The organism is Lentzea sp. NPDC005914 (assembly GCF_040629405.1).
Taxonomy (GTDB): Bacteria; Actinomycetota; Actinomycetes; order Mycobacteriales; family Pseudonocardiaceae; genus Lentzea.
Map to the genome: position 1 here is coordinate 98310 of NZ_JBEXVQ010000026.1, position 22101 is coordinate 120410.

The following is a 22101-nucleotide window of genomic DNA, read 5'->3' on the forward strand; positions in this document are numbered from 1 at the left end:
CTAAAGCATCGATTCGTCCTGGTGTAGCCCCTGTGGGCCACGGTACGGCCGATAGGTGACCTGACGCCCGTTCATCACCATCTCGATCTCGACCGTTTCGTTCGTCGCCTCGCCCATCGGCCGCAGCAGCACCGGGTTGCCGCCCGGCTGGTGGATCCGCACGTTCACGCGCTGCTGGGTCGCGATGAGGTGTCCGACCAGGTCACGTGCGTTGCCGGCGCCGCTGTTCTCCTGGGCGTCGGGCTGCATGTTCCAGTTCAGGTTCTCCACCAGCGCGCCGACCATGTGCCCGGTGTGCATCGGCCTGTTGACGGTGAAGTCGGCCACTGCCTTGGCCACCGCGGGGCTCTTCGACGCGAGCTCCACGACCTGCAGCCGCAGCGCCGCCGGGTGGACCTGCTTCGCCGCGCCGATCGCGGCGTACAGGCCGTTGTCGGTGGTCGGCGGCGGGTTCTGGCCGCGCAGCACGTCCGTGTTGAGATGCCGGATCTGCCGCAGGGTCTGGTTGAGGTGATCGGACGCCACGATCCCGTGCGCCGCCACCACCTTCTGGTCCTTCTGGACACCTGCCTGCTGCTGCCCGAACGGCGCGGGCAGCGGTGCCGACACGGCCGGGCTCATCCGGTTCTTCGCCGGCGCGCCGAGCTGCGTCTCCATCTTGCGGGGCGGGCTCCACGTGTTCGTGGTCTGCCCCTCGGCGGGCGGGCGGAACGGCTCGACGACCCGCTGCTCGCCGGTCGAGAGCCGCTCGCGTTCGTCGGCGAACGCGGTGCCCTTCTTGGCGGGCTTGCCGTCGAAGAAGCGCTCGGTCACGTTCGGCAGCGCGGTGTGCGACTGGGGCAGCTTGCCGTCCTTGATCAGCCCGTAGGCGATCCTGGACAGGTCGGTGCCGGTGTCGCCCGAGACGAAGTCCGCGGTGAACGCCTGGCCGCGCACGGGGTCGCGGTTGTTCTGGACGTCGACCCTGACGAGCTCGGCGGCCGCGGCCAGCTTCGCCTGGTCGACCGGGACGGTCCCGGCCTTCTCCTCCGGCGTGCGCGGGTCGTAGTGACCGGCGATCTCCACGGCGTGGAACCTGTTCAGCGACGAGCTGAGCTGCCCGAACTCCGTCGCGCCCTCGCCGAACTTCACCGACGGGTCGGCGAGCGGCACCAGTGCGTCGAAGAACAGGTTCGGTTCCGGCGTGTAGGGCAGCAACGGGTGGATGCCTTGCTGGGTGCGGCGCGCGTGCATGTCCGCGTCGATCATGTGCACGAACCGGTCCGCGAAGCCCGGCTCGTTCAGCTTGGCCTTGTAGGCCTGCTTCTGCGCGTCGCTGGTCTTCGAGTCGCCATCGATGCGGGCCGTGACGTCCGCGTGCAGCTGCTCCGGCGTGATGGCCACGCGGTAACCGCCGCCGACCATCAACGGGCGCAACGGCGCCGGGGTGTCGGGGCCGTCCGCCGGGCCGACCTCCTCGGCGGCCATGAGCTGCTCGACGTGGTCGAAGACGTGGCCGCCCTCGCGCGTCCTGCGGTCGCCCGCGTCGAAGTCCATGATCGACACGTACGGGTGCGTTCCGTTGGCCGCCAACGCCGTCACCGCGTACTCGTGCGCGTTGCTCTGCAGCGTCGCGTTGCGGGTCTCGCCGAACTTGAAGCCCTTCGGCCCGTGCGGCACGCTCACCAGCGCGATGGGCTCCGTGCGACCGTTGACCACCGGTGCCGCGGCCGTCATCGCGTCGTCGATGTCCTGCTGCGACGACGCGTTCACGCCGAGCACGAACGCCACGCGGCCGTCCATGTTGTTCGTGTTGGCCATGACGCCGTTGATGACGTCGTCGAGCTGGTTCAGCTCGCCCGCCCGGACGATCATGCTCACGACGAACGCCGGTGGCTCGTTGTTCGCGATGCTGTCCCTGGTGCGCCGCAAGTAGTTCTCGGCCGTGATGGGCGTGAGCGTCTGCCCGTTCGCGAGGTTCTCGAACGCGGCATTGTGCACGCCGTTCTCGTTGCCGAGCTCGACCTCCGGCGCATCCATGTCCACATCGGACGGTTCCTCGCCCGCGTCGAACACGTGGTCGTCGTCGCGGCGGCGCTTGGTGGGATCGCCGTCCTGGTCGACGTCCATCGTGTCCGGACGCTCGCGCTTGGGCATGTTCGGCGCGGGCAGATCGGCGTCGAACGCCGTCGGCTGCGGCCGGTTGTGCGACTGCAGCGCGGTCATCCGGCTCTCGATCAACTCCAGGTGACGAGGCTTGAGCTTCGCGTCCGCCCGGTCGATGCCGGCGGTCATGGGGGAGTTGTCGCTGACTACGCGTCCCTTGCCGTCCTGGTGCTGGAAGATCGGCTTCACGTCACCGGTCTCGAGGTACTCGTCGCGCAGGCCGAGGAAGTGCCCGACCTCGTGCGCGAGCCTGCGCTGGTCGGTGTGCGCGGGCCAGGTCAGCTGGTTCGCGCGGCCCTCGGGGTCGTCGGTGACGTTGATCGTGGCGTGCGCGTCGCCGGGGTTGTCCGTGAACTCCACCGTGACGTGGAACTGCTCGCCACTGGGCAGCCGGTACCCCTGGTTGAACATCTCCTCGACGCCCGCGCGGGTCCGGTCCCGGATGTCACCTTCCGCGTTGTCCAGGTGCAGCCGGACCGTGAAGTCCCGCACCGGCACGCCGTCGACGTTCAGCACGCGGTTGTCGTAGGCGATCGGTCCGCGCCAGGACTGCATGGTGATGCCCCGCGGCCCGACCGTCGTGGTGTTCAGGACACCGCCGTCCTCGCCGCGCACCCAGCTGGTCGCCGGGGTCGTGGCGCGGGCGTCCGCGATGGCCTGGGAGGACACCGGCGTCCGAGGGTCGAACCACGGCGCGCTGGTCGCGGTGCTGTGCAACGGGTTCTGCTTGCCCGGAGCCGCATCGGCCGGGGGAGCGGGCGGTGCTGCGTCCGTGTCAGTGTCATCGTCGAGCATCGCGTAGGAGTCGAGGATCTCGGCCAGCTCGGCGATCTTGTCGTCGTTCAGCCCCAGCCCCGCCGGAAGACCGTCGAGGTTGCTGTTGACCGCCGCGGTGAACTGCGCCGAGCTCACCGCACCGCCGTTGGGGATGAGCTGCGCCTCGGCCATCACCTGGAACAACCACATCGCCTGCGCCGGGGCTTCGGTGCCGTGGTCGCCGAACTTGGCCATCGCCTGGCCGAGGCTCGGCGCCTCGACGAGACCCTCGACCGCGGCCTCCTGCGCGAAGTTGAACGCGCGGTTGTAGCCCTTGTCGTGGTTGAAGATGTCCGCGGCGACTCGGTCCGGATCGGCGTTGAGGCCGTCCGCGCCGTTGACCGTGGACCACAGCTGGTGCGCCCACTCGTCGAACCTGGCCCGGTTGTCCGGGTTGCCGAGGTCGCCGAACTGCCGCAGTTGCGCGGTCTCGATGATCGGCCGCTCGAACGCCTTGTTGAACGTCCGCGCGACCTCGTCGATGCCGTGCTCCTGGACCATCGCGGCGATCTCGTCGGTCCTGGTGTCGAGCACCACCGAGGCGTGCAGCAGGTGCAGCCCCGCTTCGGATTGCACGTACTTGCGCGGGTCGGACTGCAGCTTCATCTCGACCAGCTTGGCCATCGGGGACGCGGTGGCCATGGCGTCGGAGGTGAGGGCGGCGAGCCGGGTGTCCAGCTCGGTGGACCCGGTGACGTCGGGATGGGTGTCGGAGGGGGTGCTTGGGCTGACGGGCGCGTCGGTGGTGGTGCTCGGGGTGACGGGCGCGTCGGCGTCGGTGGCGGTGGTGTGGACGTCGGTGGTGGTGGCGGCCGTCGGTGCGTTGGTGTCGGCAGCCGTGGTCGTGACCGCCGGCGCCGAAGGGGGCAGCGGCGCCGGGCGCGTCTGCACGTCCTGGCTGGACCCGGCTCGGCTGGATCCGGCGTGGCGGGGCTCTGCGTGGCGGGGCTCGGTGTGGTTGGACTCGGCCTTGTTGGACTCGGCGTGGCTGGATCCGGCGTGGCTCGGCTCGGCGTGGCTGGGCGCGGCGTGGCTCGACCCGGCCTTGCTCGACTCGGCGTGGCTCGGCCCGGCCTTGCTCGACTCCGGGTTCGTCTCCGCCGGGGCCGACCTGCTCCCGCTCGGACCCGCCTCGAAGCCACCCACGGCAGGCGGCAATGGCGGCAGCTGCTCGCCCTTGCCCTTGTCCAAAGGCGGCGGGGGCGGCGGAGGCGTCTGCGTGTCGCTGCTGGCCGGAGCCGTGTTGAAGTCGGCGATCTTCCGGTCGACCTCGGCCTTCGCGTCCCACCACGCCTGCTGCTTGGCGTCCGCGGCACGGCGGGCGTCGTTCAGCACAGTCTCCGCGTCCTTGATGCGGTTCTCCTGCGCCGCGCGGTCGGCGGCGAGGGAGGCGACGGCCTGTGCGTGCTGGGTCTCCGCGGCGGTGCGGGCGTCGTCGGCCTGAGCGACGGCCTGCTCCTGTGCGGTCAGGTCGGCATGGCGGTCGGCGGCTTCCTGGCGTTGCACCTCGAGCGTCGCACGGGCGTCGTTGAGCTGCTGCTGTGTCTGCTCCAACGCGCTCATCGCAGCCTCGGCCCGTTGCTGCGCGTTCTGCAACGCGAGTGAGGCGGCCGCGTGCTCGGGCGTCTGCGCCTTGGCGTCGGCGTCGAGCCGGGCCTCGGCCACCTGGGACTGCAGGCCCAGCACGTCGAGGCCGAGGGCGTCGACCCGTGCGGTCAGGTCCGCGATGGTGTCGGTGGTGCGAGCCTCCTCGATGCGCGCGGTCTCGGCCTGGGCTTCCAGGGCCGGAACCCGTGCCTGCGCGTCGAGATGCTGGTCGATCGACGTGTTGAAGTCGATCTGCACGCGCGTGAACGCGGAGTCGTTGCGGGCGAGCAGCGCGGCGGCCTCATTGATCACCTGCTGCGCCTCGTGCCGCTTGGCGTCGACCTCGACCTCGGCCTTGCGCCAGTCGTCCGCCGCCTTCTTGACCTCGGTCTGCGCGTCTGTCAGCCCGGCGTCGAACGAGTGGCCCAGCACGGTCTGCGCCTCGGCCGCCGGCATGCGGACCGCGGCCGAGCCGGGCACGGACAGGTCGACGACGGCCGTCTTGCCGCCGATCGTGGCGACCACGCGGTACTCGACGCCGAACTGCACCAGGCCGGTGCGGGTCTTCGGCTTGAGGTTGCTGGTCTTGTTGTCGGTCGGTCCGCCGGAGAGCCCGGACGAGTCCTCGCCCGCGTGCCGCAGCTCGACGCCGCTCGCACCGAAACTGACCGTGTCCTTGGGGTCCGTGCCCTGCTTCACCGCGGCGCCGCCGGTCGCGAGTCCCACGGACACGTCCCCGGTCTCGGAGACCTTCGCGTCGCTGCTGGTAGAGCTGACCTGCGACTTCGGGTTCTCGAGCGCCACGGCGTCGCTCAACGAGTTCAGCGTCGGGTCGACCAGCTTCGCGTACACCTTGACGTCCGCGTCCTGCCCGAACGTCAGCGCTGCCTCGTGCAGGCCCGGCACGGTCAACGGACCGGACAGCATCGACGGCAGGTGCGGCTGCAGGTTCTCCGGGCTCAGTGTGGACAGCAGGCTGTTCAACGAGCCGGTGCCCTTGCCGGTGAGACCCTTGCCCGCGCCCGCGTCGGTGAGCGCCTGGATCGCCGCGTTGCGCAGGTCCTGGGCGCCGCGCAGGTTCTCCACGGACGCGGTCGGCGGCAGCGCGGCGGGAGAACCGTCCTGCTGCCACTGCGCCGCGGCCTGCGGGCTGCCCTGGTCCGCGGTGCGGGTGTGGATCTCCGTCCAGTACGGCCGCGGCTGCCCGGAGCCGGCGACCTTCTGGTTGTCCGCGTGCAGGCGGACGGTCATCTCCTGCGGCCCCGAGTCGGCCCGCGCGACGACCTTGCTGCCCTTCTCGACGACGAGCTCGAACTCGACGGGCACGGTGTAGCGCGCCGCCGGTCCGCTCGCGCCGCGGAACTGGCTGAACTGGTCGACGGTCGACTGGGTTACCGACTGGCTCTGCGACTGCCCGATGTTCGCCGCCGCGATCACACCCGCGGTGCCGGACACGTTCGGGTTCGCGCTGCCGGGCGACGCGAGTCCCGGCGCCTTGATGCCGATGCCCCAGCCGGTGCCGCGCCCCTGGCCGGAGGTCACCTTCTGCGAGCCCTGGGCCGTGTGCTCCATCTCGACGCCGTCGTTGACGACCTCCTGGAACCGCGGCGTGTCCGCCTTGGCGCGCAGGGTGACCTGGAACGAGTCCTTGCCGAACGTGCCGGGCTGGTGCACCAGCAACGGCACGCCGCCGTCCATCGCGCTGTCGATCATCGCCTTGACGCTGGCGGGCGAGCTGAAGTCGACGATGCGCTGCAGGTTGCTCATCGAGTCCTTGAGCACCGAGTCCGGCACGAGCGGGTCACCGAAGCGCTTCGCGGTCTTGGCGTTGACGTCCTCGGTCAGCTTCGTGACCACACCCGAGAGATCCGGCACGGACTCCACAGTGGACAGACCGAGCGCGCTCGGCTCGCCCTTGGCGACCGAGGACGGCGGCGCCATCTTCGGGAAGTCGGGCTTGGGCACGTTCGGCTGCACGTCGGGCAGCAGGCCCATGTCCCGTGCCACGTCCTCGGTCACGCGCACGAACACCGAGTTGGGCAGCGTGACGGAAGCACCCTCTGCCCGTGGTGTGCCGCCGTGCAGGAAGTTCGCCGCGCGGCTCTCCCCGACGACGGTGACGTCCGCGTCCAGCTGCACCAGGACGGTGCGGCCGCCGGCGGGCGTCACGTAGTTGCGGTCGACCGCGCCGCCGATCTCGTTCGACGACGACTTCGAGTCCGACCACGGCGTGTACTTGCCCGCCACCGCGACACCGCCGGCGCCACTGGTCTGCGAGGCCGGCGCGGCCGGGTTCGGCTTGATCGGGACGTTGACGCCACCGGTGACGTCGACCGACCGGCTCGTCGACGACGACTGGGAAGCCTTGTAGCCGCCGGTGTTCGCGTTCTCGGTTCCGGTGTTGTCCGAAATGGACACGATCTTGGGGTTGCTCAGCTGGAACGACATCCCGAGAGCGCCGGTGCGGTCGGTAACCCGCCGGTCGTACTTCAGGCCCTGTTCCTGCATGCCGGTCTCGGTCAGCTTGCGCAGGTTGGCCTTGATGTTCTCGGGGGAGAACATCCTGTCGATCTGCGCTCGCGACGCGGTGCCCGGCACGGTCAGCGCCGAGTCACCACCGGCGGCGCGGTTGAGCGCGTCGATGGCCTCGTTGCGCAGCGCCTCGGTGTTGGCGACCGCCTCGACGTGCAGGAAGTCCGGTGACCTCTCCTTGGGCTTCGCGCTCAGCAGGTCCTTGACGGTCGGCGCGTCCTTGAGCTTGCGGGTCTCCGGGTCGCCGGGCTTGAACCCGTCACCGGGGTCGGTGTCCAAAGTGGAGCTGTCCGACACCCACAGGTTGACCTTGCCGTCGATCTTGTCCAGGCCCGCGCCCGTCTTGGCGACGGTCGCCACCTCGGGCGACTGGAATCCGGGCGCACCGGGCACGATCCGCCGCACCCAGGCGCGCGGCCGGGTGAACGTCGTGATCTCGACCTCGAACTCGACGTCGTGCTGGAACACCTGGGCGTTCGGGCTGCCGACGTTGAGCGACGTGCTGTTGACCGACGGGCCGGCCGTCGTCTTGTCCGCCCACGAGTGGTTGTACTTCACGCCGAACTGCGGCGACGGCGTCAGCGCGGCCACGTCGGTCTTGACCGGGATCGTCACCTTGCCCTCGACGCCACCGCTCCAGCCCTTGGTGGTCGTCGTGGACGCGTCGAGCTTCGGTCCGGTCGACGACGCGTCACGGACGTTGCGCGCGTCGGCCTGGCCGAGGTGCTGCGGGTTGGTCAGCTTCGCCTTGACGGTGACGTTGACGTAGGTGTTGGTGGCCTTGCCGCTGTTCTTCAGCTGCACCTGGACGCCGGGGCCCATCAGGCTGTCCATGTTGGTCTTCAACGCCGCCGGCGAGAGCTGCGAGGTCAGCTTGCGCTGGTTCTCGATCTGCTCGGCGACGTCCGCGAAGCTCTGGCCCTTGCCGCTGCGCGGGTTGGCGCTCGGGTTGTTCCAGCTCGGCAGGAACTTCGAGAATCCCGGCAGGCCGCGCACCGCGTCCTCGACCTGGTTCTGCACCTGCGCGGCCGGCGTGAACTCGCCGACCTTCGCGTTGCCCGCGGCGATCGCGCCGGCCATGTACGGCGGCGCGAACTTCGTGCCCGCGGTGGCCGGGTCCACAGTGGAGTTGCGGGTGCCGTCCGGCGTCGGCAGGCCCAGCGCGCCGGCCTCGGGCAGGCCGAGACGCAGGTAGGTGGTGACCGGGACCTTGACCGGCGCACCGCTCGGCGTGCGGACCTCGACCTCGGCCGTGACCTTGTACAGACCGGTGTCGCCCTTGATCTGGATGCCGCTCTTGTGGCTGACGTTCGTGCCCGCGTTGACGTTCTCCGCGGCGCTGGCCGAGTAGCCGAGCGTGGCGCCGACCTGGCCGCCGACCGCGTTCGGCACACCGATGTTGCCGCCGAAGCCGGCCGTGACGCCGCCACCGGACTTGGTCGTGGAGGACACGCCACTGCTGTGCGACGCCGTGTCGTGCAGGCGCAGCACCGAGCTGTTGTGCGTGCCGACCAGCTCCGCGGTCTTCAGCGTCGCCGTCATCTGCACCGCCGCGCCCTTGCTCGCGTGCGGGCTGATCAGGTCCGGCGACGTCACGTAGGCGCCGCCGAGCATCGAGCCGAGGTTGTTGCGGATCGTGGTGGGGCTGATGAAGTTCTGCAGCGCCTCGCGGCCGGGAGAACCGACCTTGGTGATCGACGGGTGCAGCTTCGCCGCGACGTCGGAGAACGCCTTCTGCTGGTCGTCGACCGACACCGCCTCGGGGGCGGGGTGCTCGATCTTCGCGCCCCACCCGGCGTCCGGCGGCGTGACCGCGGCGGAGGTGTTGCCGGAGCTGGTGATCGTCGCGAGGTCGTTCGGGATCTGCAGCGTGACGTCGGTGCCGGTGGTGACCGGGTCGAAGGTCTGGACGTTGCCGTTCGCGTCGGTGAGCGTGATGTCGTACGCCACCGGCACGGTGGCCTGCGTCGAGCCCTCGCCCGCCCGGATCGCGCGCTGGTCGGTCAGCGAGGTGGACGACGTCTGCGACTGCGCCGGCGTGGCGAACTGCGCCTTGCCGCCGAGCGAGCCGTACGGGCCCATGGCGACACCGGCCGTGGCCGAGCCGCCGATGTCGTTGGCCGTGGCGACGGTGTGTGTGGTCGCCGACGAGTTGCCGGACTGCGCGACCGCGTCGACCTTCACGTCCGGCGCGTCCACGGTGGACGGTGTGGCGGGTGCCGCCATGGTGGCGCGGACGCCCGCCTCGTACCAGGTGTTGCCGATCTTGACCTGGAAGGTGCGGCCGCCACCCAGGAACGACTCGAAGTCGCCGGTGAGCGCCTGCTGGATGCGGGCGGCGTCGGCGGGCTTGAGGTTCGCGATCGCGTTGGTGACCTGGTCGGCGCCGCGCACGTCCGTCGACGCGATCGTGCCGAGCGCCTTGTTGTCCTGGAAGAACGCGGGCAGGTTCTGCTGCCCCGGCATGACCTGGCCCACCGGCTGCGGCGCCAGTGTGGTCATCGGGATGACCGGGTTCGGCGGTGCCGGACGCGTCTGGACCTCGGGCGCGGGCGGCGCGGCGCGGTGCGACGGGCCCTCGCCGAGGTCGTTCGGCGGGGTGTGCGGGCTGAAGATGGTCTTGCCGTTGCCACTGGGGTTCGGCCGCGCGTCGATGTCGAGCGGCTCCCCGAAGACCCGCGGCTGCCAGGCCTGAACCGCCGCCTTCTCCGCCTTGGTGGCCTTCGGCCCGAGTTCGGGCCTCGGCTCGGCGAACGGCTGGATGGTCGAGACCCCGCCGGGACCGTGGACCCGGATCGGCCGGCCGATCTCGGTCGCGAGCAGCTTGACCGCCAGTTCCTCGGCCTTGGCGGCCTTGGCGTTGTCGGCCTTCTTCTCGTCGGCGTCGACCTGGTTCTGGACTTCGCGCTCGACGTCCGTGAGCTCGCGGCCGGGCGTGCCGTCGTTGTCGACCCCGACCTCGCCGGAGCCTGGGTTGAAGTGGGCCGGAATGCGGGTCTGCGGCGTCGGGCCGGGCTCGATGAACGCGTTGACCAGGTGGCCACCCGCGAGGTCGTGCTGCTGCTGGAAGCGGGCGATCTTCGTGGTGGTCGGCGCCGAGGCGGTCGACGCCCTCTCGATGGTGTTGTGCCGCAGGCTTTCCGGCGAGATGTCCGCGGGGCTGCCCAGGGCCTGGTGCACCGCGTTGAACACGCCGTCCTGCCGGGGCGCGGGGGCCAGGGGCAGGACGCCGTGCTGGAACGTGCCGAACGTGCGGGTGACGCTGCTGTTGTTGTCCGACAACGCCATGTCCAGCATGGCGGCCATCTTGTGCTGCTTGGTCTCGACGGTGATCGCCGGCAGCAGCGCTTCCTTGGCCGCCGTCGCGGCCCTCTTCTCCGCTGCGGTGAGCTTCGGCGCCTTCTCCTTCTTCGCGCCCTTGCCCTTCTTGGCGGGCGGGGTGTCGACGTCCATGGCGTCGGAGCTCGTGGAAGGCCCGGCGGTCGTGCCGGGAGCGGGCGCCGGCGCGGCCTCGGGGTCGAGGCCGGAGTAGCCGAGACCGTCCTTCAACGGCGCGGAGACACCCTTGTCGAGCTTGTTCTTGTCCTGCCAGCCGAGCTTGCGTGCGTCTTCCTTACTCGGTGTCCACGCGCCGTCGGTGGACTCGAGCTTCTGGCGGCCGGTGGCCGGGTCTGGAACGTAGGTGTGTTCCTTGAGCTGCTGGGCCTCGCGCTCCGCGTGCGTCTTGCCCTGGAACCCCTTGCGGATGTCGTTGGGAGACGTGCCCTGCTTCGCCGCCCTGTCGTCCGGCCCCGGCTTGTCGCCGAAGAACCGGCCGGGCACCGTGTCGAACTCGACGTGCGACTGCGGCCAGTTCTGGCCCTTGTCCTTGGCGAAGCCGAGCGCGATCCTCGACAGGTCGGTCCCGACCGCCCCGTTGACGAAATCGCTGGAGAAGGTCTCGCCGCGGTACGGGTTGCGGTTCGTCGCGCCGTCGACCGCGGCGCCGGTCACGATGTCCTCGACGCGGGTCCTCATGTCCTTCTGCGACGCGGACTTGGCCTTGTGGATGTCGACGATCTCGCCCGCCGCGAACTCGTTCATCGACTTGCCGAGGCCGTTGAACTCCGCGGTGCCGGGGCTGAACCGCACGTTCTCGTCGACCAGCGGCACGACGGCGTCGATGAACAGGTTCGGCTCGGGGGAGTACGGCAGCAGCGGGCTGACGTCCGCCTGCCGGGCCCGCGCGTCCATGTCGTCGCGCATGGCCTGCTCGAAGTTCTGGACGAAGTCGGCCCGGCGAACCTGCGCCTGGGCGGTGTCGAGCTCGTCCTGTTTCTTCTTCTTGGCCTTGGCGTCGAGCTCGGTGTCGGCGTTCAGAGCCGCCTGCTCCCGGTCGATCCGGGTCTGGACGTCGTTGACGAGCGCGGCGGGGTCGGCGACCCGGTAACCGCCGACGTACATCAACGGCCGCAGCGAACCGGCCTCCGGCGAGTGGACCGTCTCGGTGAAGTGGGTGAAGACGTCCTTGCCCGATGGCACGCGCCGTGAACCGCTGTCGAAGTCCTGGATCGAGAGGTACGGGTGCGTGCCCTTGCCCAGCATGGCGCCGACGGCGAACTTGTTGGCGTTGCTGGTCATCGTGTCGTTGCGCATCTTGCCGTACGGGAACTTGGCCCCGTTTCCGGCATCCAGCGCCACCAGTGCGATCGGTTCCGTGCGGCCCTGCACGGTCGCGTTGGCGTCGTTGATGGCCTGCTGCAGCGCCGGGAGGTCCGCGGTCTTGGCGTTCACGCCGACCACGAACACCATGTTGTTCTTCAGGTCGCCCGCGTCCGCCGTGATGCTGTCGATGACGTTGTTGATGTCACCGATCTGGTCCTTGCCGACGATCATGTTGACAACGAACGACGGCGGCGTGTCGTTGTCGACGCTCTTCTTGAGGTTCTGGAGGTACGTGTCCTTCGTCGGCAGGTCGACGTCGCCGTTCGCCAGCCGCGCGAACGACGGGTTGTAGGCGAAGTCGACCTCGCCCAGCGAGAGGTCGCCGAAGCTGGCGGCGAGGTTGTCGAGCTGGCTGTCTGGCTGGACGTCCGGCTGGGCGTCGACGTCCATGCCGGTGCTCGACTGCGTGCTCGGACCGGGCTCGGCCCAGGCCTGTTCGGCGGGCTTGCGCTTGGTCACGCGGTCGTTGGCGTCCGCGCTGGCCGCGCGCTTCATCGGCCGGGTGTCGCCCTCGACCTCGGGCTTGCTGCCGGGCCTGGTGTTCGTGCTGGGCGGAGTGTCGGCGGGCGGGGTCCAGCCTGCCGGGGGCGGCACGGTCGCCGGGCCCGCGGGCTGCAGCCTGGTGTCCGGGACCATGACCTGGCTGTTGGCGGTGCGTTCGATCAGCCAGAGGTGACGTGGCCGGATGCCGGGGTCGGGCAGGTGGACGTCGGCACCCATCATGCCGCCGTCGTCCTTGTGGACACCGGAGTTCGTGTCGTGCTGCTGGAACACGCGGCTCGAGTCGCTGTACTCGTCCGGGATGCCCAGGTAGTGCAGGGTTTCGTGGGCGAGGACCTCGGGGCTGGTGTCCGGGTTCCAGTGCGTCTGGTCGACGTTGGGATTCTTCGGGTCGACCTTGATGGTGGTGTGCGCGTCCGCCTGGTTGTCGGTGAACTCGAGGTTGAGGTGGAACTGGTCGCCGCTGGGCAACCGGAAACCCTGGTTCAGCAACGAGTTCACGCCGTTGGAGGCGTTGTCCTTGACCTGTGCGATCACCTCGGGGCTGACGCCCTTGGCCGGGTCGACGTGCACCTTGACGGTGTACTCCTGCACGAAGTTGCCGGGAGTCGTCTCGATGCGGCGCAGGTCGTAGTTGATGAGTCCCTGGTAGGACTTGATGTTGCCCGGCGTGCTGTCGGTGCGGACGTCGTGGACGACCTGGTCGACGGTCCGGACGTTCTTGTCGTCCCTGCGGTCGGCCCAGCTGCTGCGGTCGGCCGGGTTGTTCGGGCGGGACCAGTCCGCGGTCTTCGCGGGGTCGTGCCGCCACGACTCGTCAGTGATGACGTCCTTGCCGCGGTGGGACTCCGCGGTCGGCGGCGTCATCGCGGGCGGCGCGCCACCGCTGCGGACCTGAGTGGACGATGCCGGCGGCGCGGGGCGGGACGAACTCGCCTCGGCACCGCTGCGGCTGGTCTCCGCCACGGAGGACTCGGGGGGCAGCGGCGGCAACGGCTTCTGGTCGAGGCCGACGTTCGCGTTCGCGTTGGTGTCGGCCGTCGTGTTGCTGGTGGTGGTGTCGGCGGTCGTGCTCGTCGACGGCTGGTCCTTGGGCGGCACTGGCGGCGGGGCCTGCGCGGCCGTGTTGAACGCGTCGATCTGGCGGTCCACCTCGGCCTTCGCGTCCCACCACGCCTGCTGCTTGGCGTCCGCGGCGCGCCGGGCGTCGTCGAGCCTGGTCTCGGCGTCCTTGATCGCCTTCTCGGCCGCGGTCTGCTCGTCCACCAGCTTCTGGTGCGCGGCCTCGGCGTCGGCGCGGGCTTTGTCCGCTTCAGCGACGACCTGGTGCTGTGCCTGCAGTTCGGCGCGGGCGTCGGCGGCGGCCTTGCGCTGGGCGTCGAGGTCCGCGTGGGCGTCGGTGAGCTGCTGCTGGGCGTCGGTCAGCGCGGTGTGCGCCGCGTCGGCCTCCTGCCCGAGCCGGTCCAGCTCGGCCTGGGGAGCGCCGTTGATCTGCGCGTCGTCGAGAGCGTCCTTGGTGGACAGGGCGTCCTGGCTCAGCGACGTGATCTGCGGGTTGAGCTCCTGGATCTCGGCGCGGGTGCGCGCCACCTCGGCCTGCGTCCTGGCGGCCTCGGCCTCCAGCGCCGGGAGCTTGGCCTCGGCGTCCAAGTGGGCGTCGACCGCGGCGTTCAACGCCGTCGCGGCGTCGCCACGAGGCTGGTCGGTCCTCGCCAGCACGGCCGCGGCCTCGTTGATGGCGTCCTGGGCGTCGTGCCGGGCCTTCTCGACGTCCTTCTCCGCGGTCCGCCAGTCGTCGGCCGCCTTCTTGACCTCGGTCTGGGCGTCCTTCACCGAGTCGCCGAGCTCGTGCTTGAGCACGGTCTCGACCGCGGTGTCGGGCATGCGCACGCCGGCCGAACCGGGCACGGTCAGGTCGACGACACCGGTCTTGCCGCCGATCGTCGCGACCACGCGGTACTCGACGTCGAACTGCACGAGCCCGGTGCGCGGGGTGTCCTTGGGCTTGATGTTGCCGCCCTCGGCCTGCGCCGGTCCACCGGACACCGCGGCGGAGTCCTCACCGGCGTGCCGCGCCTCGACACCTCCGGTGCCGAAGTTGACGGTGTCCTTCGGGTCCGTGCCCTGCTTGACCGCCGCGCTGCCCTGCGCGAGACCCACCGACACGTCGGCGGTCTCGGAAGACTTGGCCTCGCTGGAGGTCTCCGAAGTCTTCGTGGTCAGCGGGTTCTCGATCTTGACGCTGTCGCTGAGCGACCCCAGCTGCGGGTTCACCAGCTTCGCGTAGACCTTGACGTCGGCGTCCTGCCCGAACGTCAGCGCCGCTTCCTTCAGACCCGGCACGTCCAGCGGGCCCGACAGCATCGAGGGCAGGTGCGGCTGCAGGTTCTCCGGGCTCAGCGTGGCCAGCAGGCTGTTCAACGAGCCCGTGCCCTTGCCGGTGAGACCCTTGCCCGCGCCCGCCTCCGTCAACGCCTTCACCGCAGCGTCGCGCAGGTCGTTGGCACCGCGCAGGTTCTCGACCGACGCGGTCGGTGGCAGCTGCGTGGCACGGCTGTCCTGTTGGAAGGCGAACGTCGCCTCGGGCGTGCCGAACTCGCTGCCGCGCTTGCTGGCGGCGGACATGTACGGCTGCGGGTTCCCGCGACCGGACGTCGGCTGGGAGACCTTCTGGTTGTCCGCGTGCGTGCGGACCACCATCTCCTGCTTGCCGCTCCCGGCCTTCGCGATCTCCTTGGTGCCCTTTTCGACGACGAGCTCGAACTCGACCGGCACGGTGTACTGCGCCGCCGGTCCGCTCGCGGTCCGGGTGTTGCTGAACGCCTCGGTGGTCGAGGTGGTGACCGAACTGCTCTTGCTGCCACCGATGTTCGCGCCCACGGCCGCACCAGCGGTGCCGGAGACGTTCGGGTTCGCGCTGCCCGGCGAGGCAAGGCCCGGCGCGCGGATGCCCGCGCCCCAGCCGGAACCGCGGCCCTGACCCTGGCTCTCCTTGCGGGAGCCGCCGTTGTTGTGGGTCATGTCGACGCCGTCGTTGACGACCTGGTCGAACTGCGGCTCGCCCGCCTTGGCCCGCAACGTGACCTGGTAGGAGTCCTTGCCGAACGTGCCGGGCTGGTGCACCAGCAGCGGCACGCCGCCGTCCATCGCACTGTCGATCATCGCCTTGACGCTGGCCGGCGAGTTGAGGTCGACGATGCGCTGCAGGTTGCTCATCGAGTCCTTGAGCACCGAGTCCGGGATCAGCGAGTCGCTGCCGAACTTCTTGGTGTTCGCGGAGAGCTTGCCCGTGAGTTCGTTGACGACACCGGACAGGTCCGGCACCGACTCCACAGTGGACAGACCCAGCGCGCCCGGTTCGCCGACGGCCACCGTCGATGGCGGCGCCATCTTCGGGAAGTCCGGTTTCGGCACGCTCGACTCGACCTTGGGCAGCACGCCGAGGTCCCGTGCCACGTCCTCGGACACCCGCACGAACACCGACTTCGGCATGGTCACCGTGACGCCCTCGGCGTTCGGCGTACCTCCGTGCACGAAGTTCCCGGCGCGGCTCTCGCCGACGATGGTGAACTCGGCGTCGATCTGGACCAGCACGGTCCGCGCGTCACCCGGCGTGGTGCGGCCGCGGTCGACGTTGCCGCCGATCTCGTTCGACTCGGTCTTGGAGTCCGACCACGGCGTGACCTTGCCGGTCACCGCGGCACCGCCGGACCCGCTCGGGTTCGACGGCGTACCGGCGGGCGGCGGGGTGACGTTGGGGCGCACCGGGATGTTGATGCCGGCGGTGACGTCGACGGACCGGCTGGTCGTGGACGACTCACCGGCCTTGTAGCCGCCGCTGACCGAGTTGTCCGCGCCGGTGGTGTCCGAAATGGACACCAGCTTCGCCTCACCCAGCTTCACGGACATGCCGATGGCGCCGGAGCGGTCGGTGACGCGGCGGTCGTACTTGAGGCCCTGCTCCTGGATGCCGGTCTCGACCAGCCTCTGCAGGTTCGCCTTGATGTTCTCCGGCGTGAACATCTTGTCGATCTGGGCGCGGGACGCGGTGCCCGGCACGGTCAGCGCCGAGTCGCCGTTCGCCGCGCGGTTCAACGCGTCGATCGCCTGGTCGCGCAACGCCGTCGTGTTCGCGACCGCTTCGACGTGCAGGAACTCCGGCGACTTCGGCCGCGGGTCCTTGGGGTTCAGCAGGTCCTTGACGGTGGGGGAGTTCTCGATCTTCGTCGGCTGCGGTTCACCGGGCTTGAAGCCGTCACCCGGATCGGTCTTGAGCGTCGAGCCGTCCGACACCCACAGGTTGACCTTGCCGTCGATCTTGTCCAGGCCCGCGCCCGTCTTGGCGACGGTCTTCACCTCGGGAGAGTGGAAACCGGGCGCGCCCGGCACGAGGTTGCGCACCCACGTGCGCGGCCGGGTGAAGCTCGTGATCTCGACCTCGAACTCGACGTCGTTCGAGAACACCTGGGCGTCCGCGCTGCCGGGGTTCGCCGACGTGCTGCTGACCGCCGGTCCCGCGGAGGTCTTGTCCGCCTTGGAGTGCGTGTAGGACACACCGGCCTGCGGCATCGGGGTGAGCGACGCGACGCCGGTCTTGACCGGGATGTTGACCCGGCCCTGGACACCGCCCGTCCAGCCCTTCGTGGTGGTGGTGTTCGAGTCCAGCTTCGGGCCGGTGGTGGTCGAGTCGCTGACCGGGCGCGCGTCGGCCTGGCCGAGGTGCTTCGGGTTGGTCAGCTTCGCCTTGACCGTGACGTTGACGTAGGTGTTCGTGGTCTTGCCGGAGTTCTTCAGCTGCACCTGGACGCCCGGACCGAGCAGGCTGTCCATGTTCGCCTTCAACGCGGCGGGGGACAGGTTCGCGGTCAGCTTGCGCTGGTTCGCGAGCTGCTCGGCGACGTCGGCGAAGCCCTGGCCCTTGCCGCTGCGCGGGTTCGCGTCCGGGTTGTTCCACTGCGGCAGGAACTTGCCGAAGCCCGGCAGGTCCCGCAGCGCGCCCTCGACCTGGCCCTGCACCTTGGCGGCCGGGGTGAACTCGCCGACCTTGGCGTTGCCCGCCGCGAGCGTGTCGGCGACGTACGGCGGCAGGTACTTGGTGTCGGCGGTGGCGGGGTCGGTGATCGTGTTCCGGGAACCGTCCGGGGTGGGCAGACCCACGGCACCGGCCTCGTTGAGGCCCATGCGCATGTGGGTGGTGACCTCCATCTTGACGCTCTCACCGGACGGGGTGCGGACCTCGACCTCGGCGGTGACCTCGTACAGGCCAGTCTCGTTTTTCACGCCGATGCCGGTCTTGTGGTTCGTGCTCGACCCCGCGCTCACGCCCTCCGCGGTGCGCGAGGAGTAGGTGAGGGTGGCGCCGACCGTGCCGCCGACCTGGCCCGGCACACCGATGTTGCCGCCGATGCCGCCGGTGACGTCGAAACCGGTCTTGGTGGTCGCGGACACACTGCTGCCCCAGGCAGAGGTGTCCTTCAGGTCCAGCGCCGCCTTGTCGTGCGTGCCAACGAGTTTGGCGTCCTTCAGCGTGGCGCTCATCTGCACCGCGCCGCCCTTGCTGGCGTGCGGGCTGACCAGGTCGGGCGAGGTGACGAAGCCGCCGAGCATCGCGGGCAGGTTGTTGCGGATCGAGGTGGGGCTCAGGAAGTTCTGCAGTACCTCGCGACCGGGTGAGCCGATCTTGGTGATCGACGGGTGCAGCTTCTCCGCGACATCGGTGAACGCCTGCCCGGAGTCCTTGACCACCACGGCTTCCGGCACCGCGTTCTCGACCTTCGTGCCCCACTCCGCGTCGGCCGGCGTGACCACGTCGGACGTCTTGCCCGAGTCGACGATCGTGCTGAGGTCGGTCGGGACCTGCAGCGTGACGTCCGGGCCCGTGCTCAGCGTCGCGAACTGACTGGGGTTGCCGCTCGCGTCGGTGACGACGATCGCGTACGACACCGGCACGGTGACCTGCTTCGAGCCGCCGTCGGACTTGATCGCGCGCTGCTCGGTGATGGTGTTCGTGGTCGCCTGCGACACCGCGGGCGTCGCGAGCGCGGCCTTGCCGCCCAGCGAGCCGTACGGGCCCGCCGCGACACCGGCCGTGGCCGAGCCGCCGACGTCGTTGGACGTGGCGATGGTGTTCGTGGTGGTGGAGGCCGCGGCGGCCTGGAAGTTCTTGTCCACCTTGGTGTCGGCCGCGTCCGTCACGGACGTGTTCGTGTCCGCGTTCATCTCGGCGCGGATGTTCGCCTCGAACCAAGCGTTGCCGATCTTCACCTGGAAGTTGCGGCCGTTGCCGAGGAAGGTTTCGAAGTCGTTCTCCAGCGCGTCCTTGATGCGCGCCTGGTCGTTCGGCTTGAGGCCCTGGATCTCGCCGACGACCGCGTCCGCGCCGCGGACGTTCGTCGGCGTGATCGAGCCGAGTGCCTTGTTGTCCTGGAAGAAGCTCGGCAGGTTCGTGCCGGGGACCTGGCCCACGGGCTGCGGGGCCAGCGTGACCATCGGGACGACCGGGTTCGGCGTCGGCTTCGGCGGTGCGGGGCGCGTCTGGGTGTCCGGCGGTGCGGGACGAGTGTCCACATCGGACGCGGGCGGCGCCGAGCGGGTCTGCACGTCCGGCGCGGGCGGTGCCGGTGGCGCGGGCGGTGCGGGACGGTGCGACGGGCCTTCACCCAGGTCGTTCGAGGGGTTGTGCGGGGTGTAGGTCGTCTTGCCGTTCGGGTTCGGGCGTGCGTCGAGCTCCAGCGGTGGCGGGAACGTCGGCGGCGTCCACTTGTCCGCCTTCGTGATGTCCGCCGGCTTGGACTTCGAGTTCGTCTCCGGCCTGGGCTCGAAGAACGGGTCGACGGTCTTGACGCCGTCCGGGCCGTGGATCTTGATCGGCCGGCCGATCTCCGTCGCGAGCAGCTTGGCGGCCAGCTCCTCCGCCTTGGCCGCCTTGGCGTTGTCGGCCTGCTTCTCAGGCGAGGTGTCCGTGCCGGGGTTGGCGCTGGTGTTCGGCTCGATCAGCGCGTTGACCAGGTGGCCGTTGTCCAGGCCGTGCTGCTGGCGGAAGTCCGCGATCTGCTTGGTGATCGCGGGCGACGCGATCGACCCCTTCTGGATCGCGCCGGCGCGCAGGTCCGCGGCGGACTTGGGTTCGGGAGCCGGAGCCGCCTTGCCCTTGCCCTTCTTGGACCCGGACGGGGCGGGGTTGGCCGCGGCGTCCGTCGCCATGGCGTCCTCGACGGCCTTGAACATGCCGTCGGGCCGTGGTTCCGCGGCGATCGGCAGGACGCCGTGCTCCAGCGTGCCGAACGTGCGGGTGATGTTGCTCGGGTTGGACGACAACGCGAGGTTGAGCATCGCGGCCATTTTTTCGTTCTTGGCCGTCGGGTCGATGCCCATGTGCCCGTGACCCTCGATCGGCGCGGAGACCGCCGTGCTGAGGGTGTTCTTGTCCTGCGTGCCGAGCTTCTTGGAGTCCTGCTTCGCGGTGTCGGGGTTGAGGTCCGGGTTCCAGCCACCCTGCGAGCCGACGGGCGTGTGCTTGCCGGTGGCGGGGTCGTAGCTGTACTCGTGCGTCGTGACCTGCTGGGCCTCGCGCTGCTGGTGCGGCTTGTTCTTCGGGTTCGGCGTGCCGTCCTTGGCGGGCTTCTTGTCCCCGAACTCGTCGCGGATCTTCGCGCCGGACACGTCGGCCTTGGCCGCCCTGTCGGCCTGGGGGTCCACCTTGCCGGTCACCGGGTCCGGCGTGGCGCCGTACATGCGGCTGGTCACCGAGGTGAGGGCGACGTGCGACTGCGGCCAGGACTTGCCCTCGGACTTGGCGAACCCGAGCGCGAGACGCGACAGGTCGGTGCCCACCGCGCCGTTGACGAAGTCGCTGGTGAAGTTCTCGCCGCGGTAGGGGTTGCGGTTGTTCTTCAGGTCGACGTCGATGCCGGAGTCGATGACGATCTGCGCGGCCTTGTCCTTGAACGTCGGATCGGCCGCGGCACGCGTGTCCTTGGCCTTGATCTCGGCGTCGAGCGAGGCCAGGACCTTGGCCTGGGCGGGGCTCGGCTTGCCGCCCTGCTCGCGGATGTCGGCCTCGAGCTGCGCCTTGGCCTGCTTGACGTCCTCGTTGAGCTCGGGCTTCGGCAGCTGGTTGGTGTGGATCTCGACGATCTCGTTGCCGGCGAACTTGTTGATCGACTGGCTGAGGCCGCCGAACTCGTTGGCGTCCTTGCTGAACTTCACGTCGGGCGCGACGACCGTGACGTTGGCGTCGATGAAGAGGTTGGGCTCCGGCGAGTACGGCAGCAGCGGCGCCGAGTCCTTCTGGCGGCTGCGCGCGTCCATGTCGTCGCTCATCGCCTGCTGGAACTTCTCGGCGAAGTCCGCCTTCTGGATCTGCTGTTCCGCGACCTGCAGCTCCTTGAGAGCCGCCGCCTTGTCCGCGGGCTTGATCTTGGGATCGCTGTTGATCTTGGCGCGTTCGTTGTCGATCCGGGTCTGCGTGTCGGTGACGAGCGCGGCCGGGTCGCCGACGCGGTAGCCGCCCGAGTACAGCATCGGGCGGATCGGGCCAGCGCCCGGCGGGTTCAGCGAGTCCTTGAAGTGGTTGAAGATGTCCTTCTCGCCGCTGGTCACCTTGCGCGAGCCGGTGTCGAAGTCCTGGAACGAGATGTACGGATGCGTGTCCTTGCCGTTCATCGCGCCGATGGCGAACGTCGTGGCAGGGCTGTGCATCGTCTCGTTGCGCATGGTGCCGAAGGGGAAACCCTTCGCCGGGTCGAACGTCTGCGGCACGAGCGCGATCGGTTCCGGCCTGGTCGCGATGTCGTTGTTCGCGCTCGCGATGCTGGTGTTGATGTCGCCGATCGACCCGTCGGGGCCGTTCACGCCGATCACGAACACCATGTCCTTGGCGGTGGGACCGGCGTCCGCGGTGATGGAGTTGATGACGTCGTTGATCTGGCCCAGCTGGTTGTGGTTGACGATCATGTTGACCACGAAGGACGGGCGCTTGTCGGCCTCGACGCTCTCCTTGAGCTTGGCGAGGTAGTTGTCCTTGGTGGGCAGGTCGAAGCCGGCGTTCGCCAGGTTCCCGAACGCCGGGTTGAAGGAGACGTTGCCCAGCGACAGGTCGTTGAACGCGGTGGTGAGGTCGTCGACCTGGCTGTCGTTCTGGCTGTCGTCGACCTGGCTGTCGTTTTGGGCGTCCATGTCGACGTCGCCGTCGGTCTGGGTGTCGACGTCCATCGGCGCGTCGGTGTCCACAGTGGACGGACCGGCGTTGCTGGGGCCAGCGCCCGGGTCGTACGGGGTCGGGTCGAACGGCGCGCCGTGGTGCTTCGGCTTCTTGTTCTGCTCCTGCGACGACTCGGTGTCGCTGTCACCCTCGCGCTCGTGCTTCGGCATGGGGCGCGTGTCGGCGTCGGGCCTCGTGTCCGCCGTCGTGCCGGGGGCGGGCGCCGGGTTCGTGCTGGGCGAGGTGTCGGCGGGCGGGGTCCAGCCTGCCGGCGGCGGCACGGTGGCCGGGCCGGGCGGCTCCAGCCTCGTGTCCGGCACCATGACCTGGCTGTTGGCGGTGCGTTCGATCAGCCAGAGGTGCCGCGGCCGCACGCCGGGGTCGTCGAGGTGGACGTCGGCGCCCATCATGCCGCCGTCGTTCTGGTGCACGCCGGAGTTCGTGTCGTGCTGCTGGAAGACCCGCGAGGTGTCCTTGTACTCGTCCGGGATGCCCAGGTAGTGCAGGGTTTCGTGGGCGAGGACCTCGGGGCTGGTGTCCGGGTTCCAGTGCGTCTGGTCGACGTTGGGATTGTCCGGGTCGACCTTGATGGTGGTGTGGGCGTCGGCCGGGTC

The 22101-nt window shown here is 69.8% G+C and carries 1 protein-coding gene (cut by a window edge); it reads right to left on the reverse strand.

Going from position 1 to position 22101, the window contains the following annotated elements:
* A protein-coding gene (locus ABZ345_RS31605; RefSeq protein WP_359856712.1) for a glycosyltransferase crosses the window boundary here: on the reverse strand, positions 1-22101 show its 3' portion. Its footprint extends 5415 nt past the window's final position; only the last 22101 of its 27516 coding nucleotides appear in the window; the start codon falls outside the window, past its right edge — the gene reads right to left on this strand; it ends in the stop codon at positions 1-3.